The 25,560-nt window shown below is 63.8% G+C and carries 22 protein-coding genes and 1 riboswitch; of the genes, 12 read left to right on the top strand and 10 right to left on the bottom strand.

Annotation, left to right across the window (positions count from 1 at the left end):
• Positions 1–66 precede the first annotated feature (66 nt).
• Complete coding sequence (locus tag C8D77_RS16125; RefSeq protein ID WP_109664867.1) at positions 67–1,206, top strand: citrate synthase; 1,140 nt, start codon at positions 67–69, stop codon at positions 1,204–1,206.
• Between the two features lie 21 nt (positions 1,207–1,227).
• Here C8D77_RS16125 and phaR read toward each other — a convergent pair whose 3' ends face one another.
• Positions 1,228–1,839 (bottom strand): polyhydroxyalkanoate synthesis repressor PhaR, encoded by a 612-nt coding sequence (phaR, locus tag C8D77_RS16120; protein ID WP_056586571.1) that lies wholly within the window; start codon positions 1,837–1,839, stop codon positions 1,228–1,230.
• 299 nt (positions 1,840–2,138) lie between these two features.
• Between phaR and C8D77_RS16115 the strand changes: the two genes are divergently transcribed.
• The 6 genes from C8D77_RS16115 to C8D77_RS16090 all read left to right on the top strand — a co-directional run bounded on the left by C8D77_RS16115 (position 2,139) and on the right by C8D77_RS16090 (position 10,136).
• Positions 2,139–3,317 (top strand): acetyl-CoA C-acetyltransferase, encoded by a 1,179-nt coding sequence (locus tag C8D77_RS16115; protein WP_109664864.1) that lies wholly within the window; start codon positions 2,139–2,141, stop codon positions 3,315–3,317.
• Positions 3,318–3,409: 92 nt separating this feature from the next.
• Entirely contained in the window at positions 3,410–4,135 is a 726-nt protein-coding gene (gene phbB, locus C8D77_RS16110) for an acetoacetyl-CoA reductase (protein WP_109664861.1), read from the top strand.
• Positions 4,136–4,866: 731 nt separating this feature from the next.
• Entirely contained in the window at positions 4,867–8,217 is a 3,351-nt protein-coding gene (locus tag C8D77_RS16105; protein ID WP_109664858.1) for a helicase-related protein, read from the top strand.
• 16 nt (positions 8,218–8,233) lie between these two features.
• Positions 8,234–8,620, top strand: a complete 387-nt coding sequence (locus tag C8D77_RS16100; RefSeq protein WP_109664855.1) for an RNA-binding S4 domain-containing protein — start codon at positions 8,234–8,236, stop codon at positions 8,618–8,620.
• A 228-nt stretch (positions 8,621–8,848) separates the two neighbouring features.
• Complete coding sequence (gene fdxA / locus C8D77_RS16095; RefSeq protein ID WP_013529180.1) at positions 8,849–9,187, top strand: ferredoxin FdxA; 339 nt, start codon at positions 8,849–8,851, stop codon at positions 9,185–9,187.
• Positions 9,188–9,554: 367 nt separating this feature from the next.
• Complete coding sequence (locus C8D77_RS16090) at positions 9,555–10,136, top strand: CarD family transcriptional regulator (protein WP_013529179.1); 582 nt, start codon at positions 9,555–9,557, stop codon at positions 10,134–10,136.
• A gap of 85 nt (positions 10,137–10,221) precedes the next feature.
• Here the strand turns inward: C8D77_RS16090 and C8D77_RS16085 are convergent, their stop codons facing one another.
• The 3 genes from C8D77_RS16085 to C8D77_RS16075 all read right to left on the bottom strand — a co-directional run bounded on the left by C8D77_RS16085 (position 10,222) and on the right by C8D77_RS16075 (position 12,584).
• Positions 10,222–10,995: an amino acid ABC transporter ATP-binding protein gene (locus C8D77_RS16085; protein ID WP_109664852.1), complete on the bottom strand. Its 774-nt coding sequence runs from the start codon at positions 10,993–10,995 to the stop codon at positions 10,222–10,224.
• Positions 10,992–11,672, bottom strand: coding sequence for an amino acid ABC transporter permease (locus C8D77_RS16080; protein WP_109664849.1), 681 nt, complete (start codon positions 11,670–11,672; stop codon positions 10,992–10,994). The genes C8D77_RS16085 and C8D77_RS16080 overlap by 4 nt, the downstream gene beginning before the upstream one ends.
• Positions 11,673–11,810: 138 nt before the next feature.
• Positions 11,811–12,584 carry an amino acid ABC transporter substrate-binding protein gene (locus tag C8D77_RS16075; RefSeq protein ID WP_109664846.1) on the bottom strand — a complete coding sequence of 258 codons (774 nt, stop codon included), beginning with the start codon at positions 12,582–12,584 and terminating at the stop codon, positions 11,811–11,813.
• Between the two features lie 325 nt (positions 12,585–12,909).
• Between C8D77_RS16075 and C8D77_RS16070 the strand changes: the two genes are divergently transcribed.
• A complete protein-coding gene (locus C8D77_RS16070; protein ID WP_109664843.1) occupies positions 12,910–13,773 on the top strand; it encodes an RNA polymerase factor sigma-32 in 864 nt (287 codons plus the stop codon).
• Between the two features lie 68 nt (positions 13,774–13,841).
• Here C8D77_RS16070 and C8D77_RS16065 read toward each other — a convergent pair whose 3' ends face one another.
• The 4 genes from C8D77_RS16065 to thiB form a co-directional block, all read right to left on the bottom strand.
• Positions 13,842–15,311, bottom strand: coding sequence for a M48 family metalloprotease (locus C8D77_RS16065; RefSeq protein WP_109664840.1), 1,470 nt, complete (start codon positions 15,309–15,311; stop codon positions 13,842–13,844).
• Positions 15,312–15,572: 261 nt separating this feature from the next.
• Positions 15,573–16,373, bottom strand: coding sequence for a thiamine ABC transporter ATP-binding protein (gene thiQ / locus C8D77_RS16060; RefSeq protein WP_109664837.1), 801 nt, complete (start codon positions 16,371–16,373; stop codon positions 15,573–15,575).
• Positions 16,366–17,991 carry a thiamine/thiamine pyrophosphate ABC transporter permease gene (gene thiP, locus C8D77_RS16055; protein ID WP_109664834.1) on the bottom strand — a complete coding sequence of 542 codons (1,626 nt, stop codon included), beginning with the start codon at positions 17,989–17,991 and terminating at the stop codon, positions 16,366–16,368. Before thiP ends, thiQ begins: the two co-directional genes overlap by 8 nt.
• Positions 17,992–17,999: 8 nt before the next feature.
• The gene (thiB, locus tag C8D77_RS16050; protein WP_109664831.1) at positions 18,000–18,998 is read right to left on the bottom strand and encodes a thiamine ABC transporter substrate binding subunit; all 999 of its coding nucleotides are present in this window, start codon (positions 18,996–18,998) and stop codon (positions 18,000–18,002) included.
• Between the two features lie 43 nt (positions 18,999–19,041).
• Positions 19,042–19,156: riboswitch (TPP riboswitch) on the bottom strand.
• Between the two features lie 87 nt (positions 19,157–19,243).
• Here thiB and C8D77_RS16045 point away from each other — a divergent pair.
• Genes C8D77_RS16045 through C8D77_RS16030 form a run of 4 tightly spaced genes read left to right on the top strand, consistent with a single transcriptional unit; the run spans position 19,244 to position 22,310 of the window.
• Positions 19,244–19,888 (top strand): thiamine diphosphokinase, encoded by a 645-nt coding sequence (locus C8D77_RS16045; RefSeq protein ID WP_109664827.1) that lies wholly within the window; start codon positions 19,244–19,246, stop codon positions 19,886–19,888.
• Between the two features lies 1 nt (position 19,889).
• The gene (locus C8D77_RS16040; RefSeq protein ID WP_109664824.1) at positions 19,890–21,710 is read left to right on the top strand and encodes an ABC-F family ATP-binding cassette domain-containing protein; all 1,821 of its coding nucleotides are present in this window, start codon (positions 19,890–19,892) and stop codon (positions 21,708–21,710) included.
• A gap of 58 nt (positions 21,711–21,768) precedes the next feature.
• On the top strand, positions 21,769–22,011 hold the full coding sequence (locus tag C8D77_RS16035; protein ID WP_109664821.1) for a type II toxin-antitoxin system CcdA family antitoxin: 243 nt from the start codon (positions 21,769–21,771) through the stop codon (positions 22,009–22,011).
• Positions 22,011–22,310: a CcdB family protein gene (locus C8D77_RS16030; protein ID WP_109664818.1), complete on the top strand. Its 300-nt coding sequence runs from the start codon at positions 22,011–22,013 to the stop codon at positions 22,308–22,310. Before C8D77_RS16035 ends, C8D77_RS16030 begins: the two co-directional genes overlap by 1 nt.
• Positions 22,311–22,339: 29 nt before the next feature.
• Here the strand turns inward: C8D77_RS16030 and C8D77_RS16025 are convergent, their stop codons facing one another.
• Positions 22,340–24,001: a hypothetical protein gene (locus C8D77_RS16025; RefSeq protein ID WP_109664815.1), complete on the bottom strand. Its 1,662-nt coding sequence runs from the start codon at positions 23,999–24,001 to the stop codon at positions 22,340–22,342.
• Positions 24,002–24,075: 74 nt separating this feature from the next.
• A complete protein-coding gene (locus C8D77_RS16020; protein WP_109664812.1) occupies positions 24,076–25,374 on the bottom strand; it encodes an adenylosuccinate synthase in 1,299 nt (432 codons plus the stop codon).
• Positions 25,375–25,560 lie beyond the last annotated feature (186 nt).

Raw genomic sequence — 25,560 nt, 5'->3', positions numbered from 1 at the left:
TCGGAGATAAGGCTGGGCAACATGCCCATCAATCTTGATCAATAGAATCAATATCAGACCCCCAATATGTCCGAGTGGTTGTCCAGGGAAGAAGCGCTCGAGCGCCTCAAGGTGCGGGCACAGACGCTGTACGCCTATGTCAGCCGTGGGCGCATCGGCATGCGGCCCGACCGCGCCGATCCGCGCCGCAGCCAGTACCGCGCCGACGATATCGCCGCACTGGCGACCCGCCGGGCGCGCGGACGGAGCCCGTCAGTCATCGCTGAAAGCGCCATTGCCTGGGGCGAACCCTCGATCGCAACGGCGATTTCGACCGTCTCGCACGGTCGGCTCATCTATCGCGGGCAGGACGCCGCAGCGCTCTCCAGGCACGCCACACTGGAAGAAGCCGCTGCCGTCTTGTGGGCCTTGCCGGAACCGGTGGCTTTCGAAGCACCGTCACCCGATGCACCCCACCAGGCTGGCCGGGCCGCGGCCTTTACGCAACTTGCCGTGCTTGCCGACCAGGGACGCCCATCGCTTGGGCGCAGCGCCGCCTCTCTGCATGCCGATGCGGCGCACGCGGTCGGCGTGCTGGCCGGCGCGCTGGGGGCACCGGCAGGATCAAATCTGGTCCATCAGCGGCTGGCGCAAGACTGGTCGGTGGATGCAGGCGGCGCGGAAGCGATCCGCCGCGCGCTTGTCCTGCTTGCCGATCATGAACTGAATGCGTCAACCTTCGCCGCGCGCGTCGCAGCCTCGACCGGCGCGCCGCTGGCCGCTTGCCTGCTCGCTGGGCTCGCGACGCTATCGGGGCCACGTCATGGCGGCGCCGGCGAGGCGGTGATGCAACTGGCCGAGGATGCGGCGCGACATGGCGCTGAGGCGACGATCCGGCGCTGGCTCAGCCATGACCGGCCGCTGCCGGGATTCGGTCATCAGCTATATCCCGACGGCGATCCCCGAGGAGCGGCGCTGCTGTCGGTGATCGAGGTTGACGGCACACTATCGTCGCTGCGCGATGCTGCCCTTGCCGCTACCGGTGCGCTTCCCAACGTCGACTTTGGGCTGGCCGCCCTGACGCGCAGCCTTGCCTTGCCGCGCGATGCACCGTTCCGCCTGTTTGCGCTCGCACGCAGCGTCGGCTGGGCCGCGCACACGGTCGAACAGATAACAAGCGGAAGTGTCATCAGGCCGCGCGGCCGCTATGAGGGAGTGCTGCCGTAAGATCGCGAGAGTGCTAAGCGCTCACGACATCGTGTCGAGCTTGCGCTGCATGGCCGCGATCTGATCCTTCAATTCCTGAAGGTCGTCGGGTTTTTCTGGCGTTTCCTTCCTGGCCGGCTCGGGCGTTGGCGCAGCCGCTGGCGCGGAGCCAGCGGGCGGGAACGGCGTGAACAGCCGCATCGCATTCTGGAACATTTCCATGTTGCGGCGTGTTTGTTCCTCCAGCGCCTTGATCGGCGTGGTGATCTTCATCATGTCGAGCGGCGACTTGCCGATCGCCCCCTTCATCTGCTCGCGAAAGCGCTCCTGCTCCTTGGAGAAGGCGAGCATCGACTGTTCGAGGAAGCTCGGCACGATCATCTGCATCTGGTCGCCGTAATAGGCGATGAGCTGGCGCAGGAACGGGATCGGCAGCATGTTCTGCCCATCCTTGTTCTCCAGTTCGAAGATGATCTGTGTCAGCACCGGATGCGTGATGTCGTCGCCGGTCTTGGCGTCCTGGACGGTGAACTCCTCGCCCTTCTTGACCATCTCGGCGAGGTCCTCGAGCGTCACATAGGTGCTGGTGCCGGTGTTGTAGAGGCGGCGATTGGCGTATTTCTTGATGATGATCGGATCGTCTTTAGCGGCCATCTACATCCTCCCAGGGACACCGGCGCGCCTCTGAGTAAGCCGCCGATAACGATTGTGCCTTTTTTGAGGATATGCGCAAAAGCCTCACAATTCCAAGCAGTTTGTGCAGTGCGGGATCACTAAATGCTGCATAGCGGGCAAAATATGCTGCGCAGCAATGGACGAATGGCCGCCACGGCAAGGCGCGACCTGCTTGCCGCGCATGGGCGCCATGCCTATTTCCGGTTTGACTTGGGGTTGGGAAAGGGCAAGAAAAGTCCTCAACGACAGAACAACACCTTTGAAGTCTGGAGAAGAAAATGTCCGCTTCCATCGTCATTGCCAGTGCAGCGCGCACGCCGGTCGGTTCCTTCAACGGCGCCTTCGCCGCCACCCCGGCGCATGAGCTCGGTGCCATCGTCATCAGCGAATTGCTGTCGCGTGCCGGTGTCGAACCAGGTGAGGTCGACGAGGTCATCCTCGGTCAGGTGCTGACTGCCGCTCAGGGTCAGAACCCGGCCCGCCAAGCATCGATCAATGCCGGCCTGCCCAAGGAAACCACCGCCTGGGGCCTCAATCAGGTTTGCGGCTCGGGCCTGCGCGCCATTGCGCTCGGCATGCAGCAGATCGCCACCGGCGATGCCAAGGTGATCATCGCCGGCGGCCAGGAATCGATGTCGCTTTCGACGCATGCCCAGCACCTGCGCGCCGGTGTCAAGATGGGCGACTTCAAGCTGATCGACACCATGATCAAGGACGGGCTGTGGGATGCCTTCAACGGCTATCACATGGGCAACACCGCCGAAAACGTCGCGCGTCAATTCCAGATCACCCGCGAAGACCAGGACCAGTTTGCGCTCGCCTCGCAGAACAAGGCCGAGGCCGCGCAGAAGGCCGGCAAGTTCAAGGACGAGATCGTCGCCGTCACCATCAAGGGCAAGAAGGGCGACACCATCGTCGACCAGGACGAATACATCCGCCACGGCGCCACGATCGACGCCATGACCAAGCTGAAGCCGGCTTTCGACAAGGACGGCACGGTGACCGCCGCCAACGCCTCCGGCATCAATGACGGCGCCGCTGGCGCGCTGCTGATGAGCGAAGCGGAAGCGGTGAGGCGCGGCATCACCCCGCTGGCGCGCATCGTGTCCTGGGCAACCGCCGGCGTCGATCCGCAGATCATGGGCACCGGACCTATTCCCGCCTCGCGCAAGGCATTGGAAAAGGCCGGCTGGTCGGTCGGCGATCTCGACCTGGTCGAGGCCAACGAAGCTTTTGCCGCCCAGGCCTGCGCCGTCAATAAGGACATGGGCTGGGATCCCTCGATCGTCAACGTCAATGGCGGCGCCATTGCCATCGGCCACCCGATCGGCGCGTCGGGCGCCCGCGTCTTCAACACGCTGGTCTTCGAGATGCGCCGGCGCGGCGCCAAGAAAGGCCTCGCCACCCTATGCATCGGCGGCGGCATGGGCGTCGCCATGTGCGTCGAAGCACTCTGAACAAAGACTAACCCGGGCGGCGCGAGCCGCCCGTTCTGTATCCAGTGCCTGCCAAGCCCGACAACAGGGCGATATCAAAAAAGGGGAAATGCATGACCAAGGTAGCAATCGTCACAGGCGGATCGCGCGGTATCGGCGCGGCAATCTCGATCGCATTGAAGACCGTCGGCTATTCGGTTGCCGCGAACTATGCCGGCAATGACGAAGCGGCGGCGAAATTCAAGGCCGAGACCGGCATTCCGGTCTACAAATGGTCGGTCGCCGACTATGACGCCTGCGCCGCCGGCATCAAGCAGGTCGAGGCCGATCTCGGCCCCGTCTCGGTGCTGGTCAACAATGCCGGCATCACCCGTGACGCCATGTTCCACAAGATCACGCGTGAACAGTGGAAAGAGGTCATCGACACCAACCTGTCCGGCGTCTTCAACATGACGCATCCGCTGTGGGGCGGCATGCGCGACCGCAAGTTCGGCCGCGTCATCACCATCTCCTCGATCAACGGCCAGAAGGGCCAGGCCGGCCAGGTCAACTATTCCGCCGCCAAGGCCGGCGACATCGGTTTCAGCAAAGCTCTCGCTCAGGAGGGGGCGCGCGCGGGCATCACCGTCAACGTCATCTGCCCCGGCTACATCGCCACCGAGATGGTCAAGGCGATCGACGAGAAGGTGCTCAACGAGCGTATCATTCCGCAGATCCCCGTCGGCCGCCTCGGCGAGCCCGAAGAAATCGCGCGCTGCGTCGTCTTCCTCGCATCCGAAGATGCCGGCTTCATCACCGGCTCGACCATCACGGCCAATGGCGGCCAATACTTCGCCTGACGACGTGGCGATTTAGGTGGAGAGATCGACGGGCCGGCACACCGGCCCGTTTTTCGTTGCCGGCATGATCCCTTTGACGTGCTCGCGACGGCAGCTGACCCAATCCGGCACGCAGAGGTTAACAGCCACCCGCTGCCCTGTGCGAAAGCTGCTTCGCAACCTGTGGATTCTCGGTGGATAAGCTGTTCACAACACAAGATATTGGGGTGAACAAACCAAGAAAATTCCGGCATCGCTGATTCGTCGCCGATTCGTTCCGGCTTTGAGCGGAACGTTAACGACGACAGCCGGAATCGCCTGCCAGTTCCTTAACGTCGATTAAGAAAGATCAACAATTTCATAATCTTGGCCAAGGCGCGCCAAGCCAATATGATCGTTCATCGGCAAAGGTTAACGGCAATGCCCTCTTAGCATCAAACGGGCCAGTTCAGCGATTCAGCATGTTGTGCGACTCGCGGTCGCAAAATCCACATGTAGCCGTGAACAAAAGCTGAATCTGCAGGAGTCACTGATTCGTCGCTGATTCGTTCCAGACTCGTTCTATCTGTTAATCCGCAGCCGATTGTGAGCTTGACAAAAACACCTTCTGGCCGCTGGCGGAACATTCCGCTTTCGCTTCGCGCCCGAAATCCCTATGTGTCGCCTGTCATACGCGCCACTTGAGGCACGCTCCCGACAACCAGAGGCCAGAAAGCCTTATTTCCAGGTCCCGGAAGCCTTATTCTAGGTCAATGAACATCCAGCCCAAACACACCGAGCCGCTGATCCTGTCGGGCCGCGACGTGACCGCCGTGCTTGGGCCGACCAACACCGGCAAGACCCATCTCGCCATCGAGCGCATGGTGGCGCATGAGAGTGGCATCATCGGCCTGCCGCTCAGGCTGCTGGCGCGTGAGGTCTATGCCCGCGTCTGCGAAAAGGTCGGCGCCCACAAGGTCGCGCTGATCACCGGCGAGGAAAAGATCCAGCCGCCGGGCGCCAGATATTCGGTCTGCACCGTCGAGGCCATGCCCCGCGAGACCGACGCCGCCTTCGTCGCCATCGACGAGGTGCAGCTTGCCGGCGACCTTGAGCGCGGCCACATCTTCACAGACCGCATCCTGCATTTGCGCGGCCGCCAGGAGACGCTGCTGCTGGGTGCGGCCACCATGCACGGCATCCTGCAGCGCCTGCTGAGGGGGGTCTCGGTGGTGACGCGGCCAAGGCTGTCGCATCTTGCCTATGCCGGTTCGAAGAAGCTGACACGCCTGCCGCGGCGCACGGCGATCGTCGCCTTCTCCGCCGACGAGGTCTACGCCATCGCGGAACTCATCCGCCGCCAGCAAGGCGGTGCCGCCGTCGTGCTCGGCGCGCTCTCGCCGCGCACCCGCAACGCCCAGGTGGCACTATTCCAGTCCGGCGATGTCGACTATCTCATTGCCACCGACGCCATCGGCATGGGCCTGAACCTCGATCTCGACCACGTCGCCTTCGCCCAGAACCGCAAGTTCGATGGCTTCCAGTATCGCAACCTGACGGCGGCCGAGCTTGGCCAGATCGCCGGCCGTGCCGGCCGGCATCTGCGCGACGGTACCTTCGGCGTCACCGGTCAGGTCGACCCCCTGGACGAGGAGCTGATCAAGAAGATCGAAGGCCATGATTTCGATCCGGTGAAGGTGCTGCAGTGGCGCACCGCGCATTTCGACTTTGCTAGCCTCGATGCGCTGAAGCGCTCGATTGAAACCAACGCCCCGGTCGAGGGCCTGACGCGGGCATTGCCTGCCGTCGACGCGCAGGCACTCGAGCATCTGTCGCGCGACGAGGACATCCGCGCACTCGCCACCAATGCCAAGCGCGTGGCGCTGCTGTGGGAAGCCTGCGCGCTGCCCGACTACCGCAAGATCGCGCCGGCCCAGCATGCCGACCTCATTGCTTCGATCTACACGGACCTCGCACGCCACGGCCATGTCGACGAGAATTACATGGCCGAGCAGGTGCGCCGCGCCGACACAACGGAGGGCGATATCGACACGCTGTCGCATCGCATTGCCCAGATCCGCACCTGGACATTCGTGTCGAACCGGCCCGGCTGGCTGGCCGATCAGGCACACTGGCAGGAAAAGACGCGCGAAATCGAAGACAGATTGTCGGATGCGCTGCATGAGCGGTTGACGAAACGCTTCGTAGACCGCAGGACTTCCGTCCTCATGCGGCGCCTTAGAGAAAATACCATGCCTGAAGCCGAAATTAGTCCTACCGGAACCGTCCTTGTCGAAGGCCACCATGTCGGCGAGTTGCAAGGGTTCCGCTTCACCGCTGATCAGACCGCCGGCGGCGAAGACGCCAAGGCAGTGCGCACCGCCGCGCAGAAGGCGCTGGCCGCCGAGTTCGAGGCGCGTGCCGAACGCTTCGGCGCCTCGGCCAATGGCGACATCGCGCTTGGCTCGGACGGCACGCTGCGCTGGATCGGCGCGCCAATCGGTACGCTGGTCTCGGGCGAAGACGCGTTGAAGCCGCGCCTGGTGCTGCTGGCCGACGAACAGCTGACCGGCCCGGCGCGCGACAAGGTTGCCGCGCGTGCCGAACGTTTCGTCAATTTCCAGATCGAGTCGCTGCTGAAGCCGCTGGTCGACCTGAAGAATGCCGACCAGATTTCCGGCATCGGCCGTGGCATCGCCTTCCAGCTGGTCGAGAATTTCGGTCTCATCAACCGCCGCGACATCGCCGAGGAGATGAAGTCGCTCGACCAGGAAGGCCGCGCCGCGCTTCGCCGACTTGGCGTGCGCTTCGGCGCCTACCATGTCTTTGTGCCGGCGCTGATCAAGCCGGCGCCTGCGGGGCTGGTGACGCTGCTGTGGGCGCTGAAGAACGACGGCAAGGACAAGCCAGGCTTTGGCGACGTGGTCCATGCGCTCGCCTCTGGCCGCACCTCTGTGGTCATCGATCCTGCCTTCGACAAGACATTCTACAAGCTTGCCGGCTATCGCAATCTCGGCCGCCGCGCCGTGCGCATCGATATTCTGGAACGGCTGGCCGATCTGATCCGTCCGGCGACCAACTGGAAGCCCGGTCTCGGCCAGCGTCCGGATGGCGCCTATGACGGCCAGTCCTTCATGGTGACGCCGCCGATGATGTCGATCCTCGGCGCCACCGCCGACGACATGGAAGAAGTCCTGAAAGGCTTGGGCTACCGCGCCGAGCCGAAGCCAGCCGTCGAGGTCAAGGCGCGGCTCGAAGCACAGGACAATGCCGCGCGCGAAGCGGCGGTGGCAAAGTTTGCGGCGGAAGAGGCTGCACGAGCCGAGCAGGCCAAAGCGGCCGTTTCGGAAACGGCGGCCGAGATCGTCGCGGACGCTGCGGCCGAACCTGCTGTGCCTGCCGTGGAAGAACAGGCGGACGCTCCGGTCGAAGCCGTGCAAGACGAAGCGCCGGTAGCCGAGACTGCTGCCGAAGCCGCTGAACCGGCGCCGGTTGAACCGCAGGCAGAGGCTGAGACTGGCCAGATTGAAGCCGCGGCGGCAGAAGAAGCCGCACCGGCCGAGCTGGTGTTGGATGCCGCGCCCGCGACGGACGCGGTCCCGGACGAACCTACTGCGGTGGCTGAAGCAGCCGTCGGCGAACCCGCTCCGGAAGCCGAAGCGCCAAAACCCATCCTGTTGTGGCGTCAGGGGCGGTTCGAACAGCGCCCGCGCAACCGCGACGACAACCGCAGGAACAATCGCCCGCGCAACGGACAAGCGCGCGGCCGAAGTGATGCGCCTGCGGATGCCGCCGGCGCACCGGCCGCAGCTGCACCCGGAGAACGTCCGGCCCATGAAGGACGGCGCGATGGAGCCGGCAAGCCGCGCTTCGACCGCTCGAAGTTCAAACCCAAGCCGCAGGCCGAAGGCGAGCAGCGGCGTGAGGGCCGGCCGCAAGGCGAGCGTCCCGACCGCCGCGAAGGCCGTCCCGACTGGAAGGGTGGCAGGCCGGATGGCAAGGGTGGTCCGCAAGGCGGCAAGCCCGCCTTCCAGCCGAAGCCGCGCGAGGAGCGCCCGGTGCGCTTCGATCCGGACTCGCCCTTCGCCAAGCTCGCCGCGTTGCGCGACCAGCTGAAGAAGTAGAACCCGGCTCGCTTCGATGGTTGCTGAAGGCCGCCAGCGTATCGACAAATGGCTGTTCTTCTCGCGCGCCGTGAAATCACGCTCGCTGGCGGCAAAGTTGGTCATCGCCGGCCGGGTCCGCATCAATCGCGACAAAGCAGCGCAGGCCTCCGATCAGGTCAAGCCAGGCGACGTGCTGACCATCACGCTTGAGCGGCGCATTTTCATCTGGAAGGTGCTCGGCGCCGGTGCACGACGCGGCCCGGCCGAGGAGGCCCGCACGCTCTACGAGGATATCTCGCCACCGCCCGCACCGAAGGGCGAAGCCCCTCCTGATACAATTCCGGGGCTGCGTGAGGCCGGTAGCGGCCGCCCGACCAAGAAGGAACGCCGCCAGACCGACCGACTGCTCGGCGAAGATTGATGCCTAGCGTACGCAGCGGTTTTGCGACAGCGATACGCCTAAGGCAAGAACTGAGCCCGGCAAACAAGACGTTCTGCGGGACACGACTGACTTCCGCCGGCGCTGCCGTCTGGAATTCCATTCCGGAAACACCGGCACCGCCCGCAATGGCTACCCTTGCAAGCGGTCGATAAAGGCGTTACCTGACGGAAAAAGCCCAACAAAAATGGGACGTCCCGGAGCCGACCGATGACCTATGTCGTGACCGACAATTGCATCAAATGCAAATACATGGACTGCATCGAGGTCTGTCCGGTCGACTGTTTCTACGAAGGCGAGAACATGCTCGTCATCCATCCCGACGAGTGCATCGACTGCGGCGTTTGCGAGCCGGAATGCCCGGCCGACGCAATCAAGCCCGACACCGAGCCGGGCCTCGACAAATGGCTGCAGGTCAACACCGAATACGCCGAGAAATGGCCCAACATCACCGCCAAGAAGGAACCGCCGGCAGACGCCAAATCCTTCGACGGCGAGGCCGGAAAGTTCGAGAAATACTTCTCGGCAGAGCCAGGCGAAGGCGATTGACAACACGGCCGCAAAGGCCGGTATTACCCAAGGTAAGAGGCAGGTCACATTAACCGGCTTGACAGCTGGCGCTGACCCGTGGCCTTCGCGTATGCAGCAAAACCTTGATTCTTCCGACTTTTTGTGTTACATCAGCCAAACATGCCGGTGACACAACGTCGATTTATGGCGCAGACGCCCCAAATCACTGAAAGGTGAAAATCCCATTCCGGACCAGAGCGATCTGGGCCAGGCGGCCGCAATATTGCGTTTGCCGGTCCGGCTTTTCCGATGGGTTCATCTGTTGTGCGGCTAACGATCGGTTTCCCCGATCGCGCGAGTTCGGGCCGGCAGGACGCCGGTACCACAACAAGGAGTTCAGGGCGTAATGGCAACGATCACCCCGCAGAAGAAGTCCACCGCTGCGCGTCACGGTTTCAAGACCGGCGAGTACATCGTCTACCCGGCACATGGCGTCGGCCAGATCGTCTCGATCGACGAGCAGGAAGTTGCTGGACACAAGCTGGAACTGTTCGTCATCGACTTCTCGAAGGACAAGATGCGCCTGAAGGTGCCGGTCGCCAAGGCGACCTCCATCGGCATGCGCAAACTGTCGGAAGAGGATTATGTCGAGCGCGCGCTGAAGGTCGTGCAGGGCCGCGCCCGCGTCAAGCGCACCATGTGGTCGCGCCGCGCCCAGGAATATGATGCGAAGATCAATTCGGGCGACCTGATCTCGATCTCGGAAGTTGTGCGCGACCTCTACCGCGCCGACAACCAGCCGGAGCAGTCCTATTCCGAGCGTCAGCTCTACGAGGCGGCGCTCGACCGCATGGCCCGCGAGATCGCGGCCGTCAACCGCATGTCGGAAACCGAAGCCGTGCGCCTGATCGAGGTCAACCTCAACAAGGGCCCTAAGCGTGGCGCCAAGGCCGACAATGAGGAAGCCGAGCAGGAAGAAGCTGCCTGAGCTTTTTCGCCTTTGAATTCATGAAAAACCCGACCTCGCGCCGGGTTTTTTGCTTTCTGGCGTGACGCTCAACCGAAGGCAGCGCTTACACCTCGCCGCCACCTTCCCTCATGGCCTCCTGCTTCAGCGTCGCAATGAAGCGCTTGGTCCGTTGCTGCTCAGGGTTGTTGAACAGCACCGCGGCCGGCCCCTTCTCGATGATGACGCCAGCGTCCAGGAACACCACTTCCTGGGCGATCTTGGAAGCGAGGCGCAGATCATGTGTCGCCATCACCATGGTCGTGCCTTCGCTGGCGAGCTTGCCGAGCACGTCGACCACCTCTTGCGCCAGTTCCGGGTCGAGCGCCGAGGTCGGCTCGTCGCAAAGCAGCACTTTCGGCGACGGAGCCAGGGCGCGGGCGATCGCCACGCGCTGCTGCTGGCCGCCGGACAGCGTCGCCGGCCAGGCATCGGCCTTGTGTGCCATGCCCACCTTCTCCAGCAAAGCCAGCGCCCGCTCGCGGGCCCTCTCAGGCGGCCATTTCAGCACCGTCACCAGCCCTTCCATGACATTTTCGATCGCGGTGCGATGCGGAAACAGCTGGAAGTTCTGGAACACCATGCCGGTCTGCAGGCGCAGGCGCTGGATATCCCTGGCCGGAACCCTGCCGCCAGGGTGGAATTCGAGCGTCTCGTCGCCGATACGCACCCTGCCCGAGGTCGGGATCTCCAGGAGGTTGATGCAGCGCAGTAGGGTGCTTTTTCCGCCGCCCGAAGGGCCGACAAGCGCCGTGACGTTGCCTTCGGCAATGGTGACCGTCACACCCTTCAGCACGAGATTGTCGCCAAAGCGCTTCTCGATTTTGGTAAGGCCGATCATGAGCGTGCCTCCAGGAAGCCGCCATAGCGATTGAGCCGGGTCTCCAGCCGCGTCTGCAAGGCCGACAGCACCGAACTCAACGCCAGATAGAGGATCGCCGCCTCGACATAGAGGATCAGCGGCTCATAGGTGGTGGCGACGATGCGCTGCGCCGCCTGGAACATCTCCGGCACGGTGATGGCGGCGGCCAGCGAGGTGTCCTTGACCAGCGAGATGAAGGTGTTGGAAAGCGGCGGCACCGCGACCCGGCCGGCCTGCGGCAGGATGGTGCGCCGCATCGCCTGACTCCAGGTCATGCCTATCGAATAGGCGGCTTCCCACTGGCCTTTCGGCACCGAGCCTATTGCCGCGCGGATGATTTCCGACGTGTAGGCGCCGATGTTGAGCGTGAAGCCGATCAACGCCGCCGTGAAGGCGTCGAGCAGGATGCCGACCGACGGCAGGCCGTAGAAGATCAGGAACAGCTGCACCAAAAGTGGCGTGCCGCGGAAGATCCAGACATAGAAGCGCACAAGCGCGACCAGCGGCTTCGGCCCGAACAGCCGGGCAAGTGCTGCACCCAGGCCGACCGTCAAGCCAAGAGCGAAGGACAACAGCGTCAGCGGCACGGTGAAGATCAGCGCCGCCCACAGGAGCGAAGGCAGCGACTCCAGCATCAGTTGCAGCCAGTGCGGCACGTAAGACCCTCCAAATTGGTCGAGGCAGTTGGTCAAGACGCGAATGCGTCAGCCATATCACGACAAAAGCGGCGGGCCGTCAAAGACGGCTCGCCGCTCGATATCTCTCGTGGCCGGAGACCGGCCCACCTCATTAGATTACTTCGAAACGTCCTGGCCGAAATAGGTGTCGGCGATCTTCTTGTAGGTGCCGTCGGCCTTGATGTCGGCCAGCGCCTTGTTGATCGCCGCGACCAGCTCCGGATCGCCCTTGCGCACGATGACGCCGGAATAGTCGGCGTTTTCCTCTTGCGCGGCGATCTTCACATTGGCGTCGGGCTTGTGCTTCTTGAAGTCGAGGAACGACAGGCTGTCATTGATCGTCGCGTCGGCACGGCCTGTCAGAAGCAGCTGGATCGACTGGTCGAAGCCATCGGTGCCGACCAGCTCGGCGCCGTTCGTTTCGGCCAGCTTGCCGAAATTCGAGGTCAGCGACTGCGCAGACTTCTTGCCCTTGAGATCGGCGAAGCTCTTGATGTCGGTGTTGTCACCGCGCACGATCAGCACTGCCTTGGAGGCAATGTAGGGATCGGAGAAGTCGTACTTGGCTTTGCGGGCGTCGGTGATGCCGACTTCGTTGATGACGGCGTCATAGCGATTGGCGTCGAGACCGGCGATCAACCCGTCCCACTTGCCTTCGAGGAACTCGGCCTTGACGCCGAGCTTGTCGGCGATCGCCTTGGCGATTTCGACGTCGAAGCCGACCAGCGCGCCGGAAGTGTCATGATAGGTGAATGGCGCATAGGTGCCTTCCGTGCCGATCTTGATGGCCCCGGCCTGCTTGATCTGGTCGAGATTGGCGCCGGCATGGCCTGCGGTGACAGCCAGAGCCTGCAGCGTTCCGGCGATGATGAGCGACTTGAGCCATTTCATTTTTCTGTGATCCCGTCCTTGGCCGGATATCCGGCATGTTGTGAGCGCTGGAAACTGGCAGATGCAAGGCAAGAAAATAAGGAATGAAATTTCAAAAACAAACCGCTCTTGAAATCGGATACTCAAGATTCTGCTTTTTCGACGAGAGTCGGCGCCATTCCAGACCATCCCGCAAGCCGTCTGGACAGCGCGTCAGGCGCGGCGCCGGCCAGGGAACCATTCCCCTGCATGGCACGTTCTGGCTGTTCTAGGGCACGACGCCGCCATTTCAACCCGGGCGCCAGCCAAGTTTGCAAAGTCATCCGCATCGCCCAGGGAGCGCCTCATGATGGAAGACACGGCAGGACGGATCATGGTCCGCGCGGCAATGAGGGCCCCCTACCTCGAACGTGACGAGGAGCATCGGCTGGCATTGCTCTGGAAAGAGGACAACGACCAGAACGCGCTGCACAGCATCACCGTCGCCCATATGCGGCTGGTCATTTCCATGGCCTCCAAATTCCGCCATTACGGCTTGCCGCTTGGCGATCTGATCCAGGAGGGTCATGTCGGCCTGCTCGAAGCCGCCGCCCGCTTCGAGCCCGAGCGCGAGGTGCGGTTCTCGACCTATGCGACGTGGTGGATCCGCGCCTCGATGCAGGACTACATCCTGCGCAACTGGTCGATCGTGCGCGGTGGCACCAGCTCGGCGCAGAAGGCGCTGTTCTTCAACCTGCGACGCCTGCGCGCGCGGCTGGCGAATGGCGCCGAGCCGCTGTCCAACGCAACGCTCTATCGCGAAGTGTCGGAGGCACTCGGCGTCTCCGAAGCCGATGTGGCGATGATGGATTCGCGGCTGTCGGCACCCGACTCCTCGCTCAACATGCCGATTGCCGACGATGCGGGTTCGACTGAGCGGATGGATTTCCTTGTCTCGGACGATCCCTTGCCCGACGAGATCGTCGGCGACAAAATCGATGTCGCGCGCCGCTCGCTCTGGCTGAGGGAAGCGCTTCGCGCGCTCAACGCGCGTGAGCTGAGGATCATCGAAGAACGCCGGCTGAACGACGAGGGCGCGACACTCGAAGCGCTCGGCGAGACGCTCGGCATTTCCAAGGAACGTGTCCGCCAGATCGAGGCGCGCGCCATGGAAAAGCTCAAGGTGGCGTTGGTGAAGCAGAACCCGGAGTTCATGGCGACGGCCGCCTGATCTCCTGACGCCCCCGATCTGCTGAAGCAAGGACGACGGTGTCAGACATCCGGCAACTCGCGACGAGCTTATTTGTCGGTGACGATCTTGACCTTGTCGCCGGCCGAAACCGCGGCGCCCGGCGACAGCGCATTGAGCACGCGGAACAAATCGAGCTTGCGGTCGACGCCAACCATCTGCGCCGAGAGCGAACCCATCGTCTGCCCTGGCTGGACAGTGACGACGCGGATATGCAGCGGCTTCAGCGCCGCCTTTTCGGCAGCGCTGAGGATTCGGAACGAGCCGCTGACCGAACGCGCCACGGTGTCCAGCGAGGTGCTGGCCGAAGGGGCAGCGGTCAGCAGCCGGTAGACCTGGCCACCGGCGCGGATCACGGCGATGTCGAACTGCCAGCCTTCGGCGCCGGCGTGCGCTGTCGCCGCCTCGTTGCCGTTGATGGTTTCCTGCTTGACGGTGCTGTCGTCGAGACCGGCCACCCAACCACTGCGGATATAGTCGGTGAGCGCGCGGTTCTTGTCGATCGAGACGCCGTCGAAGCGGATGGCCATGTCACCGGGACCGGTTGCCGTCACTGCCGCCGCCGAATTGTCGATGATGAAGCCCTGCGGCACCGAGAAGGACACGCCGAGGCCCGGATGCAGGAAGGTTTCGCCGCGCACATAGCCTTCCTCGGGCGTGTCGCCATAGAGTAGACCGTCTATGCCGGCGAGAAAGGAATCGCGGTCGCGCGTGCCGAAGCCGGGCGCGCCGAACTGGCGGGCATGGCGCTGCGCCAGATCGATGCGCTGCGGCGTGTTGGGGTGCGTGGCCAGGAAGTCGAGGCTGGCATCGGTGGCGCCGCTGATCGAACGGAAATCGGTGTAGGCCGACATCGACTGCAGAAAGCGGCCGGCGGCGAAAGGATCGTAGCCGGCTTCACCGATCGACTTGATGCCGATGGCGTCGGCTTCCAGCTCCTGGTTGCGCGAGAATTGTGCCAGCCTCAGCTTGCCGCGGATCAGCGCTGCTTTGGCGGTCGGGCTGTCGCCGAGCACATCGGAAACCACCTTGGTCGCCAGGCCTTCTTCGGCCTCGAGCTGCTGGCGCTGCAGGCCGTGATTGGCGGTGACGTGGCCCATCTCATGCGCGATGACCGCGGCAAGCTCTGCCGAATCATTGGCCAGCGCCAACAGGCCGCGCGTGATGTAGAGATAGCCGCCCGGCAGCGCGAAGGCGTTGACGTTGGGCGAATTCAGGATGGTGATGCGATAGGTCTGCGTCGGGTTGGCCGAGACCACGGTCAGATTGCCGACCACCTTGGCGACCATGCGCTCGAGCTTCGGGTCGGAATATTCGCCGCCATAGGTCGCCAGGATGCGCGGATGCTGCGCCTTGGCCAATTCTGCGAGCTTGTTGTTGGCGCCGACATTGTCGACCGTGATCGGCTTGTCGGAAGGCTGGAAGCCGGACTCCTGGACCTCCGGCGGCGTGAACATCTGGCAGCTCGCCAGCGCCACGGCAAAGCCGGCCAGCGCAAGAAAGCGCGCCAGCGGCTTCATTCCTAATGTGTTAGCGCCGATCGCCAGAACGGCTTCCTTTCGGGTCCCGGCGCATGATCACGAAAATCGGGGGCGATCTTCGGAATGTGTCATGCGCCATATCTCAAACTGCTGCAGTATCCGTTGCACGTCCCCCAGGGGCGGGCGGCGGATACTGCAGGCAAATCACGTCCTGTGCCGGACCAGTAGGGCGGACCTAGCCACACTCCTCCAGTCATGGCAAGCAAGCGCCACATCGCCCGGAACCGGTTTGACCGTAAATTATGTCCGCTTCCGGGCAACATCTCGTGATACGGCACCCCCGGCACCTGCGCCGATATAGCGCCGGAACGCTTCCGGGCCAGCCCCGGCAAAGAAATCATCCGCCTTGCCGGTTGCGGCAACCAACCCATTGTCCAGAAACACCATGTGCTCGCCGATACGGCGGGCGTCTTCGGGCTGGTGGGTGACGAACAGTATCGTCATGCCCCGCTCGGCATGAACGGCGGCGACCAGCTCCAGCATGTCGTCACGCAGCGCCGGACCGAGCGAGGCGAAGGGTTCGTCGAGCAGCAGCACCGGCCGGTCGCGCACCAGCACCCGGGCCAGGGCGACGCGCTGGCGTTCCCCGCCGGAGAGTTCGCGCGGCAGGCGTCGTTCCTTGCCGGCAAGACCGGTACGCGCGAGCGCCCCGGCGATCGCGGCGCGGTCCGCTTCTGTCAGCCGCAAGGATGGCGAGCGGCCGAGCCCGACATTCTGCTCGACGGAAAGATGGGCAAAGAGATTGTTTTCCTGGAACACCATCGACACCGGCCGAGCTGAAGGCGGCTCGGCGCTGACATCGGCCCCGCCGATCAGCACGCGGCCCGATTGTGGAGTCTCGAAGCCGGCGACCAGATTGAGCAGCGTCGACTTGCCAGAACCGCTCGGCCCCATGATGGCGTTGATCTTTGCCGTGGCGAAATCGACGTCGAAGACAAGCGGCGCTTCGCCATAGCTGCCATGACTACCATAACTGAACGACACCTTGTCCAGCCGCACCGGTGCGCCCTTTTCAAGCCCGCTGGCCACCCCCTCAGGCATCCCGGACCTTCTCCTTTCCCAGCCAGTGCGCCGCCACGATCAACGCGAGGCAGACGAGGCCGAGCAGCAATGCCAGGCCGGCGGCGTCCTCGGTGCGGTAGCTGCCCATCCGCGCCAGGAGAAGGTAGGGCAATGTCTGCACGGAATCACTGCCGAACAAGGCAATGACGCCGAGATCGCCGAGCGATAGCGCCATGGCGAAGGCGAAGGCCGTGGCGAGCGGCCGCCGCAGCGGCGGCCAGTCGACCAGCGTGAGCCGGTTCCAGCCGGCAATGCCGAGCTGTGCACAGAGCCGTTCGTGGCGCTCGCTGGCCGCATCATAGGCGGGACGGACGGCGCGCAGGGCGAACGGCATTGCCATCACCGCATTGACGGTGACGACCATGACCGGGGCAATGGCGAAGACATCGCCGACATGGCGCAGCAACAGGAACCAGCCGGCGCCGACGACGATCGGCGGCACGACCAGGACAAAGCCGGCGCCGGTATCGGTGGCGTGTTCGAGCACTGTCTTGCGGCCAGCCCGGCGGTTCAGCGCCAGGGCCCGCCGCGCCATGGTCAGCGCCAGCGATAGCGTCACCGAAAGCAGCGCCGACAGGAAGGCGAGCATCACGCTGGTCAGCGTCGCCTGCCGGACAGTGGCCTCGCCAGCCAGCCGGCCGAGATCGGCGCCGAGCCCGGCCATCACCGTCGCCGCCATCGGCGCGACAACGAACAGCAACGCCAGCACGATCAGTAGGGTGTTCAGCCAGGTCTCGCTTCTGTTGACTGAGAGATAGCGGCGTTGCGCGACCGGCAGGTTGGTGTCGCCGACCACATTGGCGCCCAGCCGCGTCAGCGCCAGCACCACGATAAAGGTCAAGGCGATCTGCAGCAGCGTCAGCGTCACCGCGCGTGCGGGATCGAAATCGAAACGAAGCGCCTGGTAGATGCCGACCTCCAGCGTCGTCGCGGCCGGCCCGCCGCCCAGTATCAGCACGATCGTGAAGGATGTGATGCAGAGCATGAACACCAGCCCGGCGACTCCTGGCATGGCGGCACGCAGCGTCGGCCATTCGATCAGCCGGAACGCCGGCCGCGCCGACATGCCAAGCTGGCTCGCCAGCCGCCATTGGTCGGCTGGAATCGTTTGCAGCGCCTCGAGGAACAGCCGCGTCGCCAACGGCAGATTGAAGAAGACATGGGCGACGAGAATGCCGGACAGGCCATAGATCCCCGGCCAGCTTCCACCGCCGATCACGGCGAGCACGCCGGCGAAATAGCCGGCGCGGCCATAAAGCGCCAGGATGCCGAGGGCCGCGACGATGGCCGGCAGCGCCAATGGTACGGCGAAGAGCTGCAGGATGAAGGCGCGGCCAAAGAAGCGTGGATGCCGCGACAGAGCGCGCGCCACGAACAGCGCCGGCACGACGGAAAGCAGCGTCGACAGCGCCGCTTGCCAGAGCGTGAAGCGAATGACGCGCAACAGATAGGGATCGAAGGCTGCCCAAGCGCCCGAGAAATCATGGGTGCCCTCGAAAAGCAGGCCAGCAAACGCGCCGCCGATCAGCAGCGCGATTGCGGCGAGCGCGACAATGCCGGCGCTGACGCGGGAATCCGTGGAATACGCCGGCGTCATCGCGCTGCCTACTTGCTCATCACCGCCAGCCACTCATCCACCCAGGCCTTGCGGTTGGCGGCGACCTCTTGCGGGCTGAACTGCAAGGTCTTGGTTGGCTTGACCAATTTGTCAAAGGCCGGGTTGAGCGGCTTGTCGGTCTTGCCTGCCGGGAACATCCAGTTGGTCTCGGGGATGGCATCCTGGAATTTCGGTCCGGTCATGAAGGCCATGAACTTTGCCGCCAGCGGATTCTTGGCCCCTGTCGTGGTGATGCCCGCCACCTCGATCTGCAGATACTCGCCCTCCTCGAAGGAGGCCGCCTGATAGCGCTCGGTGTTCTCGGCGACCATGTGGTAGGCCGGCGACGTCGTGTAGGACAACACCATCGGCGCCTCGCCCTTCGTGAACAGGCCATAGGCCTCGCTCCAGCCCGGCGTCACCGTCAGCACCTTCGGCTTGAGCTTGGCCCAGGCCTCCGGCGCCTTGTCGCCATAGACCGACTTGACCCACAGAAGCAGGCCGAGGCCGGGCGTCGAGGTGCGCGGATCCTGGATGACGATCTTGTCGTCGGCACTGCCTTCGACCAAGTCCTTCAGGCTCTTCGGCGGCGTCTTCAGCTTCTCGGTGTCGTAAACGACAGCGAAATAGCCGTAATCAAAGGGGACAAAAGTGTCGTCGCTCCAACCGCCCGGCACATTGACGTCAGTCACCGCGCCATGCGGTGCGAACAGGCCTGACGCCTTGGCATCGGCGGTAAGATTGGTGTCGAGGCCAAGCACGATATCGGCCTTGGTCGACGCGCCTTCGAGCTTGACGCGGTTGAGCAGCGCGACGCCATCGGCGACCGAGACGAATTCGACATCGCAGCCGCATTCGGCCTCGAATTCCTTCTTCACCACGGGACCCGGACCCCAGTCGGCGGTGAAACTCTCATAGGTGTAGACGGTGAGCTTGTCCTTGGCCAAGGCCGGTCCGGACAGGACCACGGTCATTGCTGAGACAAGAGAATATAAAAGCGTGCGCATCGGCGCCTCCTTCGTTCGAATTGAAAGGAATTGAGGCGTCGGACTGTCCGAAACGTCTAATCCCTCCGCCGGTACAAACCGGATCAGGTTCAGCGGGTTGGCGAGATTGCCTCTCAGCCGGTCCGCGAAGATCGCGTCCGGCACCCCGTTAGAGCGTTTCGACACATAGGCCGGGCCGATCCCCCACGCAAGTGGGAGTTTGCCGCCTTCCGTTTCCCGTGCCGGGCTGGTAAGGGCCACACGATATGAGCACATTCACCATCCTGCTTGGCGGCGATCTCATCCGCACGCCACGGCTCGACCGCCAGGTCGAAGGCTCCCGCGTCATCGCCGCCGACGCCGGCATCGGCCATGCGCGGCTGCTGGGTCTCGTGCCGGAGCTGTGGGTGGGTGATTTCGATTCGGTGCCGGCCAACCTGCCTGACGATCTCGCTTCCGTGGCGCGCCGGACCTTCCCGGCGGAAAAGGACCAGACCGATGGCGAACTGGCCATCGCCGCCGCACTGGAGCGCGGTGCGACCAGCCTGGTGCTCGCCGGCGCCTTCGGCGGCAAGCGCGCCGATCACGCTTTCCTGCATCTGGCGCTAGCCCTGCGGCTGGCCGAGGCCGGAACTGATGTGCTTTTGACCAGCGGCGCCCAGGAAGGCGTTCCCCTGCCGCACGGAACGGCTGGCTTCGACTATGCCGACGGCACGCTGTTTTCGGTACTCGGCTTTTCCGAGCTTGCCGGCCTGACCGTCACCGGCGCCAAATGGCCGCTGAACAACGTCAAAGTGGCGTTCGGTTCGTCGCTGACCATCTCCAACGAGGTCAAGGGCCACCTCGAAATCGCGCTGGATCATGGCCGCGCGATGCTGCTCGCTCATCCCTATCCCTTACCTGAAAGCTGACATGGCCCCGCCCCTTCTCAACCTCGACGGGATAAAGCTGACGTTTGGCGGCACGCCGCTGCTCGATGGCGCCGCCTTGACCGCTTCGGCCGGCGACAAGATCGCCCTGGTCGGCCGCAACGGGTCCGGCAAGTCGACGCTGCTGAAGATCGCCGCTGGCCTGATCGAGCCGCAGGACGGCGAGGTGTTCCGCCAGCCTTCGGCAACCGTTCGATACCTGCCGCAGATGCCCGACATGGAGGGTTTTGCGACCGTTCGCGCGTATGTCGAGGCCGGACTTGGCCCCGCCGACGATCCCTACCGCGCCAGCTATCTGATGGAGCATCTCGGCCTGTCGGGCGAGGAGCGGCCGAACGATCTTTCGGGCGGCGAAGCGAGGCGCGCCGCCCTTGCCCGCGTCATGGCGCCGGAGCCGGACATCCTGCTGCTTGATGAGCCGACCAATCATCTCGATCTGTCGGTGATCGAATGGCTGGAAGAGGAGCTCATCCGCACCTCCTCGGCACTGATCGTCATCTCGCACGACCGCCGCTTTCTCGAGCGCGTGTCGCGCGCCACCGTCTGGCTCGATCGCGGCCAGACCCGCAGGCTGGACAAGGGTTTTGGCCATTTCGAGGAATGGCGCGACCTCGTGCTGGAAGAAGAAGAGCGCGAGCAGCACAAGCTCGGCCGCCAGATCGTGCGTGAGGAGCACTGGCTGCGCTACGGGGTGACGGCGCGGCGCAAGCGCAACATGCGCCGGCTCGGCGAACTGCAGACCATGCGCCAGCGTTTTCGCGGCCATCGCGGCGCCGAAGGGTCGGCCACCATGGTGGCGAGCGACGCTACCGAATCCGGCAAGCTGGTGATCGAGGCCAAGAACATCGAGAAGAGCTTTGGCGATCTCACCGTGGTCAAGGGGTTTTCAACCCGCATCCAGCGCGGCGACCGCGTCGGCCTGGTCGGGCCGAACGGCGCCGGCAAGACGACGCTGTTGAAGATGCTGACCGGCGAGATGAAGCCTGACGCCGGCTCGATACGGCTCGGCACCAATCTGGAGATCGCCACGCTCGACCAGAAGCGCGAGGCGGTCGACCCGCAAGAGACGCTGGCGCAGTATCTCACCGACGGTCGCGGCGAAAACCTCGTCATCAATGGTGAGCAGCGCCACGTCGTCTCCTACATGAAGGATTTCCTGTTCAAGCCGGAGCAGGCGCGCACCCCGGTGCGCGAGTTGTCCGGCGGCGAGCGGGCACGCCTCCTGCTGGCGCGCGTGCTGGCGCGGCCGGCAAACCTTCTGGTGCTCGATGAGCCGACCAACGATCTCGACATGGAGACGCTGGAACTGCTGCAGGAACTGGTCGCCGGGTTTGCCGGAACGGTCATCCTGGTCAGCCACGACCGTGATTTCCTCGACCGCACCGTGACCAGCCTGATCGCGCCGGACGGTGACGGCCGCTGGATCGAATATGCCGGCGGTTACTCCGACATGCTGGCGCAGCGCGGCGGCACCCGGCTCGACGACCGCAGGGCGCGCGCGAAGGCCGAAAACGGCGATGCGCCAATGACGACCAAAAGTGAAGCTGCTGCGCCAAAGGGGCCGGCGAAGAAACTGTCGTTCAAGCAGAAATTCGCGCTGGAATCCCTGCCCAAGAAAATCGAAGCTGTGATGGCTTCGATCTCACGGTTGGAGAACAACATCGCCGATCCGGCCTATTACGAGCGCGACCCGGCCTCCTTCCAGAAAACCATCGCCGCCCTCGACAAGGAGCGCGCCACGCTGGCCGCGCTTGAAGAAGAGTGGCTGGAGCTGGAGATGCTGCGGGAGGAAATGGAGAGGTGAAGGATTGCGTGCGGGCTTTTATGCGCCTACATTATGCGCATAAAAGGAGGCGGTCTCTATGCTTCAATCGACGCCAAAACCTCAGCGAAAGTCCGTTAACACATCCATTGATTCTCAGCTGATCAAAGACGCCAAGGCGTTGGGCATCAACATCTCCCGCGCCGCAGAGGCAGGTATCGCAAAAGCGATTGCGGCGGAAAAGACGCGTCGTTGGCAAGAAGAAAACAAGGAAGCTATTCAAAGCTCCAATGAGTATGTCAGGCGCAACGGGCTGCCATTGGCCAAACACCGGCTGTTTTGATGGCACTCTACGATCTCTATCGGAATGCCGAAGGTAGCGGTTATCTTCTCGATGTTCAGTCCGACCTTCTTGAGGGACTGACCACGAGGGTCGTCATTCCGTTGATGCCGCCCGACATAGCCCCGGTTCCGGGCCGCCGTCTAAACCCGACCTTCGCAATCGACGGCAGGAATCATGTGATGGTCACACAATTCATGTCAGCCTTGATGGCCTCAGAATTGCCTGATGCCGAGGGAAATCTCTCCAGACACCACGACGACATCGTCGCCGCGCTCGACATGTTGTTCCAAGGCTTCTAAACCAAAGGGGCTCCGGGCCGGCGCCCTTCTCAGCCCGCCGTTTTCGCCTGCCAGGCCTTGATCGCCTCGTCGAACACCTTCTCGCCGGGAATGCCCTTTTCCATGGTCAGCAATGCCCGCCGTCCGGTCTTGTAGACGACCGGCACGTCGATCCAGTCCTGGCCGCGAAGCAAGGTCATGTTGGCGTCTTCGTCGGCCTTGGTGTCGTTGAGCGCGACGAGGAAGAAACCGTCGGCGATCTTGGCCGGAATCCCGATCAGCGGGCTGCCGGCATCCTGTTCCGAACTTTTCATGGCGACGCGCAGGATGTTGTCGACACCGCCGCCCTCAAAACCGTCGGGCGTCAGAAAGATCATCTCAATGATATGGCTGGCCGGCAGTGTCTGGTCGGTGTTGCGGCGGATGGTCATGCGCAACTGGATATCCTTGCCGGGAATGGTGGCTTCGGCGCGGATCGCCGGCTCCGGCGGCAGGTCGCCTCCGGGCGATTCCTGAACCAGCGACCAGACGATATTGCCCGGCTCCGCCGAACCCTGGGCGGTGCTGGTGCGCTCTTCATAGAAGATCGCCTTCTGGCCGACCGGCAGCGCGGTTTCCGCGGGCGCGGCCGCCGGTGCGGGCGGCGCAGCACCTGCTGGTGCGGGCGGAGTGGCGGCAGCATTGACCGGCGCTGCCGGGGCAGCTCCATTGGCAGGCGGTGTTGCGGGGGCGGCACCTGTCGCCGGAGGCGTAGTCGCGGCAGGCGTGCCGGCGGCCGGTGCGGAAATCGCCGGCGCGTTCGTCGCCGAGGGCGGCGTGGTCAGCGCGGCGACCGATTCGCCTTCACCGATACCGCTTTGGCCACCGGCCGGGCCGGGGTCGACTTCACTGCCCTGCGGCGTCAGCCGCTGGGTGAATTTCGTGCTTTCGGCTTCCGTGCCGCCAGCCGCGGGCGCCGGCGGCGTTGCCCCCGCATCGGTTGCCGGCTTGGCCGGCGCCGGCTTCACGGGCTCGGTCTTCGCGACCTTGGTGCCGTCAAGCCCCAGCATCTTGCCGAAGGCGTCCTTGTTCAGCCAGATGCCGTAGCCGCCGCCGGCAACGACCAGCAGCGCAACCACGGCGGCGATCAGCCCACCATAGCTGCGCTTGCGCTCCGCGGGACGTAGCCGCTGGAAGGTGTCGGACACCGGCTCTTCGTTGCTGGAAAAGATATCGGCCCCGTCGTCCGCCTCGTCGGCGTCCATACCTGCAGCGTCCATGCCTGCAAGAGGCGCGTCGGCGCGAGCCGGCTGGGAAGGTGCGGCTGCAGGCTTCCAGCTTGGCTCGACCTTGGCGGCAGGTGGAGGTGCCGGTCGATAAGGTTCAGGCTTGGCCGCGGGCGGTGCCGGCAAGGCGGGTTCCGCCTTCGCCGGTTGCCGTGTATGGCTCGGCTGGTTCTTGTTGCGATCGATCGAGGAAAAGATGTGTTCCAGTTCCGCGAGCGGGTCGGTCTCCGGCACGCTCTTGGCATAGTCCCGCTCGACACTCGCGATGGCGTCTTCCAGACCGCGTTTCTGCTTGGCGACATCCTCCGGCGAAAGCGGCGGATCGCGCTGGGCAATCTTCGCTGCGATCGTAGAGCGGGCCTTGTCATAGACCTTCGCCCGCATCTCTGGCGACTGATCGCCGAGACCGTCTATCGCCTTTTTCAGAACAAAAACGAAATCTGCCATGCTTCAGTCGACCTGTATTTTGTTTCCGCGCCGGCCCCCGCAAATCGGCCGCGATGCCCGGAAAGGCTGAGAAACTAGTCTTGAAACGGATCGGTCACAAGTATCGTGTCGTCGCGTTCCGGGCTGGTGGAAAGGAGCGCGACCGGGGCGCCGATGAGCTCCTCGATGCAGCGGACATATTTGACGGCCTGGGCCGGCAGATCGTTCCAGCTGCGCGCGCCGGCGGTGGTGCCTTTCCAGCCCTCGAGCGTCTCGTAGACCGGCTCGACACGCGCCTGTGCGCCCTGGCTGGCCGGCAGATAATCGATCATCTCGCCGTCGAGCCGGTAGCCGGTGCAGACCTTGATCTCGTCCAGCCCGTCGAGCACGTCGAGCTTGGTCAGCGCGATGCCCTTGATGCCGTTGACAGCAACAGCCTGGCGCACCAGCACCGCGTCGAACCAGCCGCAGCGGCGCTTGCGGCCGGTGACGACGCCGAATTCATGGCCGCGCGTGCCGAGGAATTCGCCGATCTCGTTCTTCTGCTCGGTCGGGAACGGACCTTCGCCGACGCGCGTCGTATAGGCCTTGGTGATGCCGAGCACATAATTGATGGCGCCTGGGCCGACGCCGGAGCCGGCGGCCGCCTGGCCGGCAACCGTATTCGACGAAGTAACGAACGGATAGGTGCCGTGGTCGATATCGAGCAGCGTGCCTTGCGCGCCCTCGAATAGGATGCGCTCGCCAGCCCGGCGCTTGTCGTCGAGGATTTTCCAGACCCGGTCCATATAGGGCAGGATCTCGTGCGCAACCGAAGTCAGCTCATGCATGATCGCATCATGCGTGACTTCCGCATGGCCAAGCCCGCGACGCAGCGCATTGTGGTGCGTCAGCAGCCTGTCGACCTTCAAGGGCAGCGTTTCCAAATCCGCCAAATCCATCACCCTGACCGCGCGCCGGCCCACCTTGTCCTCGTAGGCGGGGCCGATGCCACGACGGGTCGTGCCAATCTTCGTTCCGGAATTGGAGGCGGCGTCCTCGCGGAATCCGTCCAGTTCCCGATGCAGGGACAGGATAAGCGCTGTGTTTTCGGCTATTTTCAGGCGATCCGGCGTTACTTCGACACCTTGTGCCTTGAGCTTCGCCACTTCGGCAACGAAAGCGTGCGGGTCGAAAACCACGCCGTTGCCGATGATGGACAGCTTGCCCTGGCGCACGACGCCCGACGGAAGCAACGACAATTTGTAGACCTTGCCGTCGACGACCAGCGTGTGGCCGGCATTGTGGCCGCCCTGGAAACGCACCACGACATCGGCGCGCTCCGACAGCCAGTCGACGATCTTGCCCTTGCCTTCGTCGCCCCACTGCGAGCCGACGACCACCACATTGGCCATGTTTGTTTTCCCTTGAGACGCCGCGTGGCGGCTGGAAGACTGTTCAAAACGACAGGCCTCTATAACGTCAAGACCTCGCGAGCGCGACCTTTCTTTGCCGCCGAAAATGCCCTGAGGCACAACAATTTTCGGCTTTGACATCATTTACTTGGATGCACGGGGGCAATAGGCCGACAAACACCGCGG

It is taken from the genome of Mesorhizobium loti (genome assembly GCF_003148495.1).
In the GTDB taxonomy this organism is placed as follows: domain Bacteria; phylum Pseudomonadota; class Alphaproteobacteria; order Rhizobiales; family Rhizobiaceae; genus Mesorhizobium; species Mesorhizobium loti.
This window is presented reverse-complemented; position numbering and strand designations above follow the sequence as displayed.

Bases quoted from the DNA above. Each gene is read 5' to 3' on its own strand.
- C8D77_RS16070 (WP_109664843.1), top strand. From the start codon at position 12,910: ATGATGGAAGACACGGCAGGACGGATCATGGTCCGCGCGGCAATGAGG.
- thiB (WP_109664831.1), bottom strand. From the start codon at position 18,998: ATGCGCACGCTTTTATATTCTCTTGTCTCAGCAATGACCGTGGTCCTG.
- phaR (WP_056586571.1), bottom strand. From the start codon at position 1,839: ATGGCCGCTAAAGACGATCCGATCATCATCAAGAAATACGCCAATCGC.
- C8D77_RS16045 (WP_109664827.1), top strand. From the start codon at position 19,244: ATGAGCACATTCACCATCCTGCTTGGCGGCGATCTCATCCGCACGCCA.
- C8D77_RS16030 (WP_109664818.1), top strand. From the start codon at position 22,011: ATGGCACTCTACGATCTCTATCGGAATGCCGAAGGTAGCGGTTATCTT.
- C8D77_RS16065 (WP_109664840.1), bottom strand. From the start codon at position 15,311: ATGAAGCCGCTGGCGCGCTTTCTTGCGCTGGCCGGCTTTGCCGTGGCG.
- C8D77_RS16100 (WP_109664855.1), top strand. From the start codon at position 8,234: ATGGTTGCTGAAGGCCGCCAGCGTATCGACAAATGGCTGTTCTTCTCG.
- C8D77_RS16020 (WP_109664812.1), bottom strand. From the start codon at position 25,374: ATGGCCAATGTGGTGGTCGTCGGCTCGCAGTGGGGCGACGAAGGCAAG.
- C8D77_RS16085 (WP_109664852.1), bottom strand. From the start codon at position 10,995: ATGATCGGCCTTACCAAAATCGAGAAGCGCTTTGGCGACAATCTCGTG.
- fdxA (WP_013529180.1), top strand. From the start codon at position 8,849: ATGACCTATGTCGTGACCGACAATTGCATCAAATGCAAATACATGGAC.
- C8D77_RS16040 (WP_109664824.1), top strand. From the start codon at position 19,890: ATGGCCCCGCCCCTTCTCAACCTCGACGGGATAAAGCTGACGTTTGGC.
- C8D77_RS16125 (WP_109664867.1), top strand. From the start codon at position 67: ATGTCCGAGTGGTTGTCCAGGGAAGAAGCGCTCGAGCGCCTCAAGGTG.
- phbB (WP_109664861.1), top strand. From the start codon at position 3,410: ATGACCAAGGTAGCAATCGTCACAGGCGGATCGCGCGGTATCGGCGCG.
- C8D77_RS16090 (WP_013529179.1), top strand. From the start codon at position 9,555: ATGGCAACGATCACCCCGCAGAAGAAGTCCACCGCTGCGCGTCACGGT.
- C8D77_RS16035 (WP_109664821.1), top strand. From the start codon at position 21,769: ATGCTTCAATCGACGCCAAAACCTCAGCGAAAGTCCGTTAACACATCC.
- C8D77_RS16025 (WP_109664815.1), bottom strand. From the start codon at position 24,001: ATGGCAGATTTCGTTTTTGTTCTGAAAAAGGCGATAGACGGTCTCGGC.
- C8D77_RS16075 (WP_109664846.1), bottom strand. From the start codon at position 12,584: ATGAAATGGCTCAAGTCGCTCATCATCGCCGGAACGCTGCAGGCTCTG.
- C8D77_RS16115 (WP_109664864.1), top strand. From the start codon at position 2,139: ATGTCCGCTTCCATCGTCATTGCCAGTGCAGCGCGCACGCCGGTCGGT.
- thiQ (WP_109664837.1), bottom strand. From the start codon at position 16,373: ATGCCTGAGGGGGTGGCCAGCGGGCTTGAAAAGGGCGCACCGGTGCGG.
- thiP (WP_109664834.1), bottom strand. From the start codon at position 17,991: ATGACGCCGGCGTATTCCACGGATTCCCGCGTCAGCGCCGGCATTGTC.
- C8D77_RS16105 (WP_109664858.1), top strand. From the start codon at position 4,867: ATGAACATCCAGCCCAAACACACCGAGCCGCTGATCCTGTCGGGCCGC.